The organism is Clostridioides sp. ES-S-0049-02 (assembly GCF_020658465.1).
Lineage (GTDB): Bacteria > Bacillota > Clostridia > Peptostreptococcales > Peptostreptococcaceae > Clostridioides.
Window position 1 is genome coordinate 1 of the sequence record NZ_JACVWG010000025.1, and the last position, 14863, is coordinate 14863.

Below are 14863 nucleotides of genomic sequence, written 5' to 3' on the forward strand. Positions count from 1 at the left end.
AAAAAAAAATGCAACAGAAATTAAGAATAACATATTAAAAAAGAGTGTAGATTTTAAGTCTAAACAAATAAAAAGTATAAATGTAAAAGAGAATATTTTACTAAAAAATGGTATAAACCCAGAAAAAATAAAAATAGGTATAACCTCTTTAGATATAGCAAAATACATATAAATATGTTATAATTGTGTTATAAAACAAACACAAAAAGGTGGTGTATAAATGGACAAGGATAATATAGAAGAATTGTTAAATATAACAAATACAAGGCTTTCGGGCAAAGAAAGTGTAACTAAGATAGAAAAAGACTTAGGTTTCGGCAAAGATACCTTAAGAGGAAAATTAAACCGTAACGGATATTTTTTAGATAAAAGCATTAAACAATTTGTTAAAAAAGAAGATATTAAAAAAGATAACACAACGCAAACTAAAAAGATAACACAAAAAAATAATACAACTGTTAAAAATAAACAAACACAGCAATTTACAGAAGAAGAAGTAATAATTTTAAAAGAAATTATTAATAATTATAAAAATAAAACAGAAACTACAACAGAATTTACAGGAGAGGTAACAACACGTAGTTTTAGGAGTTACAAAAATATTATGGACATGTTTAGTAAACATTGCAAAAAAAATAAATTAAACCAGCGTGATGCTGTTGCAACAGCATTAATGGATTTTATAAATAAAAAATAAAGGGGGATGTAAAAAATGGGAGTAAAAAAATTAGGGATAATAGCAACAACAGGGGTTATAGCACTTGCAAATACAGGGATTGGATTTGCAGACACAAAAATAGAAGAAGTAAAACTTGCAGGGGAAGATAGAATAGATACAAGTTTAAAAATAAGTAGTTATAAATGGCAAAATGCAGAAAATGCCGTTTTAATAAATAGTAATACAATTGCAGATGCTTTATGTTCTGCGCCTTTGGCAACAGCAAAAAATGCACCTGTACTTTTAACAGAAAAAGATAGATTAAATACTAAAACAAAAAAAGAAATAATAAGATTAGGTGTTAAAAACATTTATATAATTGGTAGTACAAATACAATAAGTGCAAATGTAGAAAAAGAACTTAATAATTTAAATATAAATGTAAAAAGAATTGGTGGAACAGATAGAATAGATACAAGTTTAAAAATAGCAAAAGAGTTAGAAAATGTAGATTCTGTTGCAGTTGTAAATGGATATAAAGGTCTTGCAGATGCAGTAAGTATAGCATCTCCAGCAAAAAGTAACACTGCAATTTTATTTGCAGATAAAGATAATCTAAATAAAAATATAGAAGATTATGCAAAAACTTTTAATAAAACTTACGTAGTAGGTGGAGAAAGTTCTGTTTCTAAAAATGTGGTAAATAAATTAAAAAATGTAATTAGATTTGCTGGAGCAGACAGAACAGATACTAATGCAAAAGTAATGGATTATTTTTATTCAGATAAGGCATTAAATAATGTTTTTGTTGCAAAAAACGGAATGGTTGGAGAGGGAGACCTAATAGATGCACTTTCTGTAGGGCCTGTAGGAGCAAAAGAAGATTCTCCAGTGCTTTTAGCAGACAAAACATTAAGTACAAGCCAGAAAAATTTTATAAAAAAACATGAATTTAGTAAAGTTACACAAGTCGGCGATGGAGGAAATGAAAATGTTTTTAGAGAAATTTTAAATATATTGAAGGGAGAAGAAGTCCCTGGAGCTATTACAAATGCAGAGTTTAGAAATAAGCTACCAGAACTTGGATGGCAACTTGAAGGCGAAACAACATATGTATATATGCAAAAAAATAAAGAGGGTACTGGAAACATACAGATGGGTATAATTAATGCAGAAGATACTGGAATTTATATTGGCCTATTGGGAGATTCTCCAGAGTTTTCTGCATCTGTGAAAGAATGTTTAAAGTTAATTTTGCCAACAAAGGGGGGGGAGTTATATAATATTCTTAAAGGAAAATTTGAAGACCAAATTCTGCAATTGGACGGGAAAAAAGTAGAAGTAAAGATAGGGGATATGGGATACTATGTAGATATATATAATAACTAAATGCAGAAAAGATACTTATTTTAAGTATCTTTTTTTATGTAAAAAGTTATAAATTTTAAAAAATTATCTATAATAAAAAAACTAAAAAGGAGGTAAATTTAAAACAATGAATATAAAAAAGATAGCTTTACCTGTTTTGGCCCTTTTAGGGTTACTAACAGCATTTAGCATAGAATCTTTCGCCTGGAATGGCGAAGAAGATACTGTAATAAAAAACAGTAGAATTACTTGGGATATGAAGACTGTAGATGCAAATGGAAGACCACAAAGTGGTACTTTCCATAAAAACCAGATAATGTCCAAAAACCCGCTTTTTGGAGATGTGGATGGAGCATATGTAGGTGGAGGTGGAAGAACCTATGTAAAAGATGGTGGAGAAGTTAGAAGTGTGTTAAAAGGCGGTTATGGATATAAAATGCTGTACTACGAACAATACACAGATAAAGATGGAAAAGTTTATAAATCTCCATCTGCAGACGGCACAAAAGAAAATTTTTACACGAAAATGGATTCGACTTTGACTTCTGGCTATAGAAATAGATACTGGAACTTAAATTGGAATGGTAGCCAAACAAATTTTAGCAAGGTGAATGTAGAACCTAACTATCAAGGACGTAAAAAATATCAAATGTCGGCGAATGATAACGTTACAAACAACTACGATGCCAGATTTGACAAAGATGGAGAATGGCGATATTTAGGATATAACTTGCGTGGAGAGGTTATAACAAACCCATATTTTTCTTGTGATGGCTCTGGGACAGAAACACATATGTCAGATTTTGGGATATTGTGGCAAGGTGAAGGATGCAAAAAATTTGGAGGATGGAATGAGTATAATGGGGAGCAGTATAAAATGGCTAAAAAACAGGCTATTGAAAGGTTACTTAAAAAGGATCCACGTTTTAGAAATGGAACAATTTTGCAAGTGGATAATAACAACAAACAAAGTAAAAAAGTAAATAATGGCAATATAAGTGCAGATGTGTGGATGGACAGCCTTAGCCTTTTAACAGATCCAACAAAAGAGACTCCTATTTTTAGGGTTTATACAGTAAAAACAAAAAACTGGAATGATAAAACATTTAAAGGGAAAAGTAGCTTAAATGCGTACACTATAGTTGCACCCTTAGATTCTAAAGACGTAAGGGATGTGTCTATAAACAACATAAAATTAATAGACAAAAATGGAGCAATTTTAAAAATTTTTAAGAGAGACAGGGACAATAACATAAGTTACACAGGGCATGGAACAGTAACACCAGGAGAAAAATATAAGGTAGAATATACTATAAAAAATAATGGAGATGTTGCTACAAAAACAATGCCTAATACTATAGATGTTGGTACGGCAACGGATAATAATGCTACAAAAAATGATTATACACAAAAATATCCAAGCAATAGTACTAAAGGTACTTTAAGTGGTGGTGGATTTATAGAAGCAGGTAAAACAGTTACATTAACAAAAGAAGTAACAGTACCTGCAGATACAAAAACCGCTTTTAGAGTTACTGGATACATAGGGGATGTATATAATAAAACAGACAATAAAGACCTAACAAACGACTGGGGACATGTGGTTGCAGGTGTAGAAGGCAAGGAAGAAGAACAACCTGGGGATTTAAAAGTAAACAATATAAAAATGATAGATAAAAATGGAAAAGAAGCCCTTTACATGAAGCCTGGGGAAGAATATAAGATAAGATATATAGTAGATTATCATGGGCCTTCCAAAGAATTCTGGAAAACAAAAACTGACAGCGAAGGTAACACAACAAGATACAGAGTTAAAAAAGCATTTAAATTTAACTGGACTGCAAAAAGATACCTACCACAAGGCGGTAGTGAACTATATAAAAATAGTAAAACTTTAAATCTTTATGGAGTAGATAAAGGAGAGAGTTGGAATTTTGAAACACCATATTTTGTGTGGGAAGTACCACGTGCAGAAGCTACAATTGCTGTAAATGCTCCAGTTGAAGTGGATTTAAATAAAGGTAATAACACAGCACAGAAAAAGTGGCTCTACGATTATGATGTAAAAGTGAGCAACGTAAAAGTGTTTAACGACAAAGAAAGACCTATCCAAGATAGCTTTATAACACTTGGAGTGAAATATGATGTTGATGTAATAGCACCAAGCCAAACACCAATTTTCGAAACAGATATTAAAACACATATAACACTTCCAAATGGACAAATTTTACAGTTTACGGACCATGTGAAAAAAGGAAGTAACAAAGACATAACGAGAGAAATAAAAGTACCTATTACTGCAATAACAAGTGGTAGCAAGAAATTAAATGTAAATGTATATGCAAATGCAGACAAACATTTTTGGGAAAATGACCTTAATACACAAGCAAACAATAAAGGAAGTAATTACTCTACACAATTGCCTCCAATAAATCCAGTTGCAAGTGGTGGTTGTAGCATTTTTAATACAGAAAATAATTGGAATGTAGCACATAAAACATTAAATTATAATGGAAAATATATAAAATACAAAAAATTTGATGCAAGTAGAGAATATGATTTTTACAGATATACAAATGGAACAAGCCAGACAAAAAACGAAAATTACTATGAGGAATATAATATAAAATCTGTTAAATTTAAGAGTAAGTATACAACAGATAAAGGTTATGGTTGGGTAGATTTAACTAAAGTAGCAGATAGAAAAAAAGCAAAAATTAAAGCTGGATATGGGTACGAGCTGGACATAACAGTAGAATATGATACTAATGCACTAACAGGGCAACCAAAGGCTTGGGATACAAGAAATACAAGTACAAGTAAAGGTTTAAGTGTAACTAACCAAAATATGGCACCAAACATTTATAAAGATATATATGTAAAAACAGCAGATGGGAAGACTTTATCTGCAACAGGAATTTATGGAAGCCAAAAAGTTTTTGATGTAACAGTTGTAAGTACAAATGCAGATAAGACAGTTTTAAGATATACAATGCAGAAAAAATCTAAAAATGGAGTGGAAGAACCTATTAAAATTTACACTGGGACTAATACAAAAGACGGATTCTATAGCTTAGATGTTTGGACTCCAGAGCTTACAGGGGTTGGAAGCACTAAATCTAAAGAGAAGCTGTGCGATGAAAAGAATCTTGAATTTGAGATTAGAGGCAGTATGTTTGATGATGTAAACGACCACATAGTGCAGTAAGAAAGACAATAAAAAAAAGGGTATGTACTCTTTATACATCCCTTTTTCCTATTTTCCTATTCCCAATAAAAAATAATTTTATCTTTGGGATTTAATTTTTTTATCTTATTAAAAAAATCGTATAAATTTTTAATTTCCTTTAAATTTCCGATACATTTTAATATTTCCTTACAATCGTTAAAAAAATCTTTTTCTATCTTTTTAAATTCTTTTAAATTAAATACAACTTCTTCCCTATTAAAATTATCATCATTAAAAAAATCTAAAAAATTTTGAAGAAAGTTAAATTCTATTTGCTCTAACCTGTTAGATCTTATAACCTTATTACCTACTTTTGCAAAAACAACATAATTAAAATCCATTAAAAAAACACCATCCCTATTAAAAAATTCTATTTAAAAAAAATAAACATAAAAAAGTTTAATATAATATAGTATTTTTCTTTAAAATTTATAATTTTTTGCGGGGTAGTACCTCTATTTTGTTGTTGTTTTTTGGTAAAACATATATAATTAATATAAATAAAAAAGAAGATGTTGGTAGCATCTTCTTTGACGGTAGAAACGCCCCAACAACCCAAATGGAGAAGCGTTCTCTAAATTTTTAAGTTACTTTTATTATATCATCTTTTTTGAAAAAATAAACATAAAATTAGTTTAATGTATATTAAAAGTAAATAGGGGTGTTCCTACCTAAACTAAAATTTAGGAGGAATAATGGAAAAATTTACAACAGTTCCAAGTTTTACAGATGCACAAATTAAAAAACAATTAGAAAAACAACTAAGATTTTTAAGAATAATATATCCTTGGCTTACAGAAGACAACTACCAAGATGGAGCCGTAGAATTAAGACCTATAAAAAGGGATAAGGATGCAAAGTATATAAAAAGTTATAATACCTGGAGACTGGAAGAAAAGGACATTAGCAGTTTAAAAGACTTTTTAAACTTGTTAAACGGACAAGGTTATTGTTTATATTATTCTGTTTTTGCATTTAATTATAATAATACAAACGGCAAACAAAAAGGTAAAATAAATAATAGTAACAGTCTTTACACAAGTGTTCTTGTTGCAGATTTTGATAATATAACAGATGTAGAATTTAAAGAAGAAAAGAAAAAATTAATAGATATAGGAATAGAAACAGTAGATATATTTACGGGACATGGATTCCAAAGCATAATTCCATTAAAGGAAAAAGTTTGGGATAAAGATATATTAAACAAATTTACAAAATTAATGTTAAGTAAAGGATTTAAAGTAGATACAGCAATAGTAGATAGTGCACGTGTAATGCGTATGCCATATTCTTTTAATTGCAAAAGTTTAGATGTAAAAAGTAAACATTTTGGAGAAGGAATTCTACCTACAACAGATATAAGTTGGACGGATAAAAGATATAATTTAGTGTATGTATTTAAAGCCTTAAATACATTACCAAGTGTAATAGAGCAAGCAGAAAAATTTACAGCAGAAGAAATTAATTCTTTAAAAACAGAACCAATAACAGTAGAAGAAAAGAAAGTAGAAATTAATAAAATAAAAGAAATTAAAAATATTAAAATAGAAAACCTAACGACTTTGTATGGGGAATACCTTAATATTTCTAAATTGCCAGAACCTGTACAAAAAATGCTACAAGGTGCACAAAGTGGTTTAAGAAATAAAGTAATGTTATTTATAATACCTTTTTTTAGGAATAGTTTGGGACTTAACATACAAACTATAAAAAGTATATTAAATATATGGGGGAGTTTATGTACTCCAAACCTAAATAAAAATTTTCTGGAGCATGAAATTGACAGGATATATAAATATGGATTTAAAAGTAAGTATGGAAAATACACAGAAGAGTTAAGAAAAGCTTATGGATACTTAGAATTTAATAAATTTACAAGACAAAATAAAATACTTATTCCAAACAGCTTATTTGAGGATTTCGATGTAATAAGAGATGGTGCTGCAAAGATATACTTAGCACTTAAACTTGCAGAGCAAGTTAATGGAATAAAAGAATTTACAAAACAAGATATACAAATTTATGCAAATGTAACAGAAAGAACAATAGAACGTAATATAAAAGATTTAGTGGCTCTGGGGTATATATGCAAAAGAAAAAGTAATAGAAGAATTAAAGAAAAGTATATATTTTATATTAATCCATACTTTAGTAGTATTGCTGGTTTTACAATGTTGGAAAATTCTGTTGTGGCATTAAGTCTAACAAATTTAACAGATGGAGAAATAAAGTTATATACCTATTTATGCTTTATGGTGGGTAGTAATAATAAAGATTGTTGGGCAAGTCAAAAATATCTGGCAAAAAAAATTGGGAAAAAGGATCATAGTGCAGTATCAAAAATGACTGACAGCTTAGTTAGAAAAAAATATATAACTAAAAAAACAATAGAAAAAGATAATATTACACATTGTATATATAATTTAAATTATTAGAAATATAGGAGCATTTGCTCCTATATTTTTGTTATTAAAAAATAAATTAACCGACAGCTATTCACATATTAAAGGGAGGCCATAAAACGTTGATATTAAGCCGTTTTAAAAGATTAACCGACAGCTATTCACACTAATAATAATGACAGGGGGGGAGCGGAGGGAGAGGGGGCTTTATAGTACTATGGGTAAAAAGCTGATACATTATATATAATTGTAGTATTATAAAATAAAAAGAAAGGAGCTTGACTTAGATGCAGCGTTTTAGAAACCTTATTGAACTTAAAGAATACAAAGATGCAACATTACTTCTACAGTACTTAAATAAGTACACAGTTCTTGTCTACCCACCAAGATGGGGTAAAACAGTAAATTTAAGTATGGCTTACTATTTCTACACTATAGAAAATGCAACAGAGAACAAAGAACTTTTTAGAAACTTAAAAATAAGCAAAACAGAAGAATTTTTAAAGCTACAAGGAAAGTTTAATGCACTTTGGTTAGACTTTAAAACTATAAAAAAGGAAGAAGATTTTTATAGCATGTTACATATGTATGTAACTAAATATAATATAAAACCAAATAAATATAACAAAGATTTAAAAGCGTTACCAATACCATTTTTATTAGAGTTTATTTTAAAACAAATTTATGTAAATACAGGGTTAAAAACCGTAGTGCTTATAGATAATTACAATTATCCAGCAGGGATAAATCCCTACCTTGCAAATTTGGTAAATTCTATTTTCCATTTTTTACAAGACAATAATAATATATATAAAGTTATAGCTATGGGAGATAAAATTTTAAATAATATAGCAGGAACTACAAATTTTACAATAGAAGATTTATTAACTAAAAATTACAACAAATATTTTTATGTGGAAGATACTGTTACAAATGTTAATAAACATATAGGAATACAAATTCCAGAAGAAGAATTTAATTTTTTTGATGTGGCCAGAAGGCATTGGACAAGCTCTGCAAAAGGTACAGAATTTATAATATAAACAAAAGACATGCAAGAGATCTCTTACATGTCTTTTGTTTTAGGCTTTTAAAGGAATCATTAGTTCTTCTATATCAATCAATTTTATAGCACTATTTTTTCCATAAGAAATGTATTTTTTATTTATTTCATCGGATAAATCATTTAAAACATAAATAATTATAAATACATTAAATGCACTGCTTGATGTAGAACCATCTTTTATATTTTTAAAAGTCCTATCCGTTATGCAATCTTCATCAAAAAGATTTTTAATTTCTTCCAATAGTTTAGAATCTGTAAGTTTTAATTCATTCTCTTTTTCTTTAATATCTATTTTAGGAATTATTTCTCTCAAGATAACTTTGTAGTTATTTAGTTCGTCAATTTTGTTTCTAATTATGTTAGAAATATTTTTGTTAAAATTAATTTCAAAGTTATTTTTATTCATTAAAAACATCTCCAATGAATCTATTCATATATTCGATAAGATTTTGATTTTGGACTAAATCTCTTAAATTTATCATTGGAGAAACATAATTGTTAAAATCAAATGTTATAACATAATTGTTTTCCACCCAATACTTAGGTTTTAATCTTAATTCTAATCTTTTTTTAGATTTATAGATTTTAGCATTTCCAAAATTATCATCGATCAAATTATTTACAAATACAGAAGTAGATGTAGAATTATCTTTATCTGCGGACATTGTGTTAATTAAATCTAAGTCTACTTTGGTAGCACATAGATAAAATTTAGATGCAGCTCTTAGAATAAATATGTAATATATCTTATTGATGTTTTGTTCAACTTTAACTCTACTTAATTTTAACTCTAATATATTACTCCAATCTTGTACGATTTTATCATACTCTTTATTCGCAAAAGCAATATCTAAATTTACTCCTGCACTTGTAAATTTTTGCGCAAGGGAAGTTTCTCCAGAAGTTGTATCGCTTAACTGTCCAGATGCATTTATTTTGCAAGAAAGCATTTTTATATCCGCTCCAAATTCATTTTCTTTTATCAAGTCCACCGGATAAGAACCTGCCCCAACAGGAACTGCACCTATAGCTTGAGCTACCCACTGTTCTATATGTTCTTTTGGAACTTGTATTGGTAATGGAGCTTGGTTTATCAGTCTTTCAGGTTGTGCAATTAAGGTCTTTTTCATGCAAAAATCTAAGACTCTCAAAGATGTTGGATCAAATAGGTCTAATAATTCTTCATTTTTTAAAGGTGTTAAAATCATTTTATAAAATCCTCCTAATAAATTTAAATTGTTTTAATGTAGCTTATAATGGTATAATACATGTGTTGCATTAAATAAAAAATGAAATTAAATTCATTGACAAATATAAAATATATTTAATAAAAAAATATAAGTAAATTTGTATTTAAGTTGTGATAATATTATTAAGATATAATTAGTTAGGAGTGATATAAGAAAATGCCATATAAAGTAGGAAGTATGTTTGCTGGAATAGGTGGGATATGTTTAGGTTTTAAAAGAAATGATTGTGAAATTGTATGGGCAAATGAAATAGATAAGTATGCATGTTATACATATAGACATAATTTTAATGGGGCTAAATACTTAATCGAAGGTGATATACGTGACATAACACATGCAAAAAAAATAAATAAGAAAATAAAAGAGAGAAGAAAATTAATAAAAATAAAAAGAATAGAAAGTGAAGAGGATTTATTAAAAAGAATAGATAAGGAAATACCAGATATAGATATATTAAATGGTGGTTTTCCTTGTCAGGCATTCTCAATTGCGGGAGAACGGAAGGGATTTGAAGATGAACGAGGGAATATGTTTTTTGAAATAGAAAAAGTGCTTAAAGCTAAAAGACCACAAGCATTTTTATTAGAAAATGTTAAGAATCTAAAAACGCATGATAATGGAAGAACCTTTAAAATAATAGAGCAGCATTTGAAAAATCTTGGATATACGATTAAGTCAGAAGTATTAAATTCTATGACACATGGGAATGTACCACAGAATAGAGAACGTATATTTATTGTTGGGTTTTTAAATGAAGATATAGCGGAGAATTTTTCTTTTCCAGAAGCTATAGAATTAAATAGAAATATAGGAGATATTATAAATTTAAATGAGAAAAAAAATGATAAATATTATTATAACAAAACAAAGTATTATCAAGATTTAGTTGTAGAAATGACAAGACAAGATACTTTATATCAAATTAGAAGAGGAATGTATATTAGGGAAAATAGAAATAATGTGTGTCCAACACTTACTGCGAATATGGGAACAGGTGGGCATAATGTTCCATTAGTAAGGGACAACTATGATATAAGAAAATTAACGCCAGAAGAATGTCTTCTTTTTCAAGGTTTTAATTTAGAAGAGTATAAGTTTCCAGATAAATTTTTTGATGATAAAGGAAAAGAAAAAGTATACCCAGATAGTCAAAAATATAAGCAGGCAGGGAATTGTGTAACTGTAACAGTAGTAGAAAGAATTGTTTCAAATATGATAAATGCAATTGAAACTGTTAACTAAATAAAAGTATAGGCTTGAAGTTTATGTATTTGACTTCAAGCCTATACTTTTTTTATTTTTATTGAATCTTTCTTATATAGATTATGGTAAAAATGCAATATATGCATACTTTAAATTATATTGTAATATATGCATATATATGATATTATAAATACAATGAATATACTATTTAATATAAAGGAGGATAAAAAATGTTAAATGATTCAAGAAAAATCGAAAAATTATTATTGGATAAAATTTTTACTGATGAGAGTGAAGTCGATTATGAAACAGTAAAGAAAGAATGTAAAGAACTATTAAAAGAGAAATATACAGATGGAAAAGTAAGTGGTGTTATTAATAAACTCGTTAAAAATAACGTAATAATAAGGACTGAAAGAGGAATTTATAAGAAAAATTGCCTGCATATAAATGATGTAGATATAGAACAGATAGTAAAAAGTATTTTTAGTAAAGCAATTTTAGAAATTAATGCAGAAGTTAGTAAAATAAATCCATTTAATTTAACAGAAGGGGAGTTTAAAAGTTTACAAAAAATAAAAAAAGATATTATTGAAATTGAAGAAAAGTTTGGATTATAGGAAATTTAGGAATTTCATAACGTAGTCAAAACTTGACGGTTTTGACTATGTTTTTGTTGTGTAGTAAAATAAACCTATATAGAATGGTCAAAACTCATAGTCAAAAAAGGAGGCATATATTTTAATGATATACGGTTATTGTAGAGTAAGCAGCAGAATGCAACTTTCTAATAATAGTTTAGATCAACAAGAACAAGAAATTAAAAAACATTACAATGACGCAAAAATATCTAAAGAACAACATACAGGCAGTACCGCAGAGAGACCAATTTTAAAAGACTTAATAAACAGGATGAAAGAGGGGGACAAAATAGTAGTAACAAAATTGGACAGACTGGCAAGAAATGCAACAGAAGGTTTTAATCTTATACAAAATTTGTTCGACAAAGGTATTTCTGTACATGTTTTAAACATTGGATTATTAGAAAATACTACACTTGGAAAATTTTTTATAACAACTTTATTGGCAGTTGCAGAAATGGAAAAAAATCTAATTTTAGAAAGAACTTGTGCTGGGAAAGAAATTGCAAAACAAAATCCAAATTTTAAAGAAGGTAGGCCAAAGAAATATTCTAAAATGCAAATAGAACATGCACTGGACTTGTTAGAAAATAATTCCTACACACAAGTGGAAAAATTAACTGGCATTAGCAAAAGTACGTTGCAAAGAGCAAAAAGGATGGCAAATAAAAATAAAAATGTGTCGGAAAATATGTAGTATTGTAGTTTTTGTATATAAAAGTATGCAAATTCTATTGTAGTTTCTACGATTTTTATATATATAAGGTATGCAGATATTATTGTAGTTTTTTCTAAGAATTAAAAAAACAACTTATTTAAGTTGTTTTTTTAATGTTTGTACAAACTTTGTTTTTGCAAAAACTTTGTATAATGCAAATGCAATTATACAAAATCCCCAAACTTCTGGACTACACAATGTGTAGTATAAAAACCTAAATAGATGCATTTAAATCCCCCCTCTAAAATTCTTTTCCTTTTAAGTAACTTTAAAAAAATAAAACCTTTAAATATGTATATAAAATTATAGATTTTACTTGCGTAAACTATAATTTTGCGAGTACAAAAACTATAGTTTTTGTACTTTTTTTATGGCTTAATAAGCTATAAAGTTATAAAATTTTTACACATTTTATATAACAAAATATAGAGGTAAATAGCTACGCTATTCACCCATATACACCACTGATGCATATGCTGTAAAAACATACAGAGATGGTGGACGCGAGGAAAGGGGCTCCCCACCTACCCAACATACTCCATTCCCCCTACGCTCCTATCGGGCTTGCGAAATGGATGTTGGGTGGTGTTTCGCCTTAGCACGGGAAACTCCCAAGGGAGTTTGGGCAAGCCCGACCCGATCAGGACGAAATTCGGTCGCCCCTTTTTGGGGGTACCTTATAGCAAACTAATGGTTTGCTAAAGGCAAAAATATTCCTGACAGGAATATTTTTCTTTTAAAAACAAAAAAAACTGGAGGTAGATTTTTTATTAAAAATTATAAATATACAAATTTTTATAGCAGAGACGTAGATGCTTTTAAGGCACTCGGAAGAGTAGGACATATGCAAGAACAACATTTTAAAAATTTTAACATAACAAAAACAAGACTAAAAAATTATGGAAGAGATAAATTATTAGAAAAAGTTCCTTTTATCCAAAAAGGAGAAAAAAATGGAGTGGCCTATAAATTAACTACAGAGGGTAGAAAACTTGTAGAGAGAGAATTTAACATAAAACCATATTCGGCACAAAGTCCAAGGCATGATTTAAAAATTGCAGATAAATATTGTACATTAACACAAAAAGAACAAGATAGTGTTAAAACAGAAACAGAAATAAGATACAGGATGGTGGAAGAAATAGAAAAATTAAAAGAACAGGATTTAAAAGAAGCAGATAGGTGGGCAGAGATGTGGGATAACAAACAATTATCCGCTCCAGATATGGTTTACACAACAGAAAATGGAGTAGAAATTGCATACGAAGTTATAACAAATAACTATGGGATGGAAGAAATACAAGCAAAAGAAAATACAATAACCTTATTAAAAGCAGAAGGGGAGATGGTTAAATGTTAAAAATTCCAAAACAAAAAGAAAATACTTTTAAAAAGCATAAAGAAATAATAGATATAATTTATTATTTATGTAACAAAATTGTTTTAAAACAACAATTAACACAGTTGTGTTTAAAACTAACAAAGTATAGAGAAATAGATGCAGATATTGCTATAGCAGAACTTGCACAACAAAATATTTTAAGTAAAAAACAATTTTTAAACACAAATAGAAAGTTAATCTATTTAACTAAATACCCAGTTTCCAAATTAGAAAATATAAAAAGTAGGAATGTGCAAAGCATTAAATTAACACAAGAAAAAATTATAAAGGGTGTTTTTAAAACAGAATATATATTAAAAAAAATAGAGGATTTGCAGGATATAAATTTAAATTATGTGTTAGATATGTTAAACACAAAAGATAACACAATATTAAAAAAAGAGGAAGAAGAAATTTATAAAATACTTTACAACAAATATAAAAATGTATTGGAGAAGGATTTCGAAGAGGATTTAAGAATAAGCACAGCGAAAAAAATTATTATGGAAAATAGGTTTAAAAAAGATAAAAAGACAACAGTAACAGATGTAGAATTGCTAAAAAGACGCCAAAAAAGCATAAAAATGATGGGAAATTGCTATTATTTTAATTTTAATAACATGTTATGCAGGAACTTTTTTTTAGAAAAAATTAATATAAAAGGTTCAAATTTAAAAATAGAAGTTGGCTTTTTAGATATGTACAACACTAAAAATACTACAAAAATAATAAATAACATATGCTACATATATTTTATGTTTTTAAAATATTTTAACAGAAATTATAGCTTAAATATTAGGTTATGTATATATACATATTCAAAAAAAAATGCAACAGAAATTAAGAATAACATATTAAAAAAGAGTGTAGATTTTAAGTCTAAACAAATAAAAAGTATAAATGTAAAAGAGAATATTTTACTAAAAAATGGTATAAACCCAGAAAAA

14 protein-coding genes are annotated in these 14863 nt (G+C 28.0%); 10 read left to right on the forward strand and 4 right to left on the reverse strand.

Going from position 1 to position 14863, the window contains the following annotated elements:
* Positions 1–220 precede the first annotated feature (220 nt).
* From IC213_RS19765 to IC213_RS19775, 3 genes are all read left to right on the forward strand, one after another.
* A complete protein-coding gene (locus IC213_RS19765) occupies positions 221–697 on the forward strand; it encodes a hypothetical protein (RefSeq protein WP_227853470.1) in 477 nt (158 codons plus the stop codon).
* Positions 698–712: 15 nt separating this feature from the next.
* On the forward strand, positions 713–2047 hold the full coding sequence (locus IC213_RS19770) for a cell wall-binding repeat-containing protein (RefSeq protein WP_227853469.1): 1335 nt from the start codon (positions 713–715) through the stop codon (positions 2045–2047).
* A gap of 106 nt (positions 2048–2153) precedes the next feature.
* Positions 2154–5234, forward strand: a complete 3081-nt coding sequence (locus IC213_RS19775) for a hypothetical protein (RefSeq protein WP_227853468.1) — start codon at positions 2154–2156, stop codon at positions 5232–5234.
* 56 nt (positions 5235–5290) lie between these two features.
* Here IC213_RS19775 and IC213_RS19780 read toward each other — a convergent pair whose 3' ends face one another.
* Positions 5291–5596, reverse strand: a complete 306-nt coding sequence (locus IC213_RS19780) for a hypothetical protein (RefSeq protein ID WP_227853467.1) — start codon at positions 5594–5596, stop codon at positions 5291–5293.
* A 354-nt stretch (positions 5597–5950) separates the two neighbouring features.
* On the opposite strand from IC213_RS19780, the gene IC213_RS19785 reads away from it, so the two are divergent.
* Both IC213_RS19785 and IC213_RS19790 read left to right on the forward strand, forming a co-directional pair.
* Positions 5951–7690 carry a helix-turn-helix domain-containing protein gene (locus IC213_RS19785; protein WP_227853466.1) on the forward strand — a complete coding sequence of 580 codons (1740 nt, stop codon included), beginning with the start codon at positions 5951–5953 and terminating at the stop codon, positions 7688–7690.
* Positions 7691–7944: 254 nt separating this feature from the next.
* The gene (locus IC213_RS19790) at positions 7945–8700 is read left to right on the forward strand and encodes an AAA family ATPase (protein WP_227853465.1); all 756 of its coding nucleotides are present in this window, start codon (positions 7945–7947) and stop codon (positions 8698–8700) included.
* Between the two features lie 39 nt (positions 8701–8739).
* Here IC213_RS19790 and IC213_RS19795 read toward each other — a convergent pair whose 3' ends face one another.
* Complete coding sequence (locus IC213_RS19795) at positions 8740–9129, reverse strand: hypothetical protein (protein ID WP_227853464.1); 390 nt, start codon at positions 9127–9129, stop codon at positions 8740–8742.
* The gene (locus IC213_RS19800; RefSeq protein ID WP_227853463.1) at positions 9122–9931 is read right to left on the reverse strand and encodes a hypothetical protein; all 810 of its coding nucleotides are present in this window, start codon (positions 9929–9931) and stop codon (positions 9122–9124) included. The genes IC213_RS19795 and IC213_RS19800 overlap by 8 nt, the downstream gene beginning before the upstream one ends.
* Positions 9932–10129: 198 nt before the next feature.
* Between IC213_RS19800 and dcm the strand changes: the two genes are divergently transcribed.
* From dcm to IC213_RS19815, 3 genes are all read left to right on the forward strand, one after another.
* Positions 10130–11215 (forward strand): DNA (cytosine-5-)-methyltransferase, encoded by a 1086-nt coding sequence (gene dcm / locus IC213_RS19805; RefSeq protein WP_227853462.1) that lies wholly within the window; start codon positions 10130–10132, stop codon positions 11213–11215.
* 191 nt (positions 11216–11406) lie between these two features.
* On the forward strand, positions 11407–11796 hold the full coding sequence (locus tag IC213_RS19810) for a hypothetical protein (protein WP_227853461.1): 390 nt from the start codon (positions 11407–11409) through the stop codon (positions 11794–11796).
* 124 nt (positions 11797–11920) lie between these two features.
* Positions 11921–12514: a recombinase family protein gene (locus IC213_RS19815; RefSeq protein ID WP_227853460.1), complete on the forward strand. Its 594-nt coding sequence runs from the start codon at positions 11921–11923 to the stop codon at positions 12512–12514.
* 114 nt (positions 12515–12628) lie between these two features.
* On the opposite strand, the gene IC213_RS21105 is transcribed toward IC213_RS19815, so the two are convergent.
* The gene (locus IC213_RS21105) at positions 12629–12763 is read right to left on the reverse strand and encodes a hypothetical protein (protein WP_255613072.1); all 135 of its coding nucleotides are present in this window, start codon (positions 12761–12763) and stop codon (positions 12629–12631) included.
* A gap of 616 nt (positions 12764–13379) precedes the next feature.
* Here IC213_RS21105 and IC213_RS19820 point away from each other — a divergent pair.
* Together IC213_RS19820 and IC213_RS19825 are read left to right on the forward strand one after the other, a co-directional pair.
* Positions 13380–13895: a hypothetical protein gene (locus IC213_RS19820; RefSeq protein WP_227853459.1), complete on the forward strand. Its 516-nt coding sequence runs from the start codon at positions 13380–13382 to the stop codon at positions 13893–13895.
* Positions 13889–14863, forward strand: a 975-nt coding sequence (locus IC213_RS19825) for a hypothetical protein (RefSeq protein WP_227863539.1), incomplete at its 3' end; no start/stop codon positions are given. The genes IC213_RS19820 and IC213_RS19825, both read left to right, overlap by 7 nt.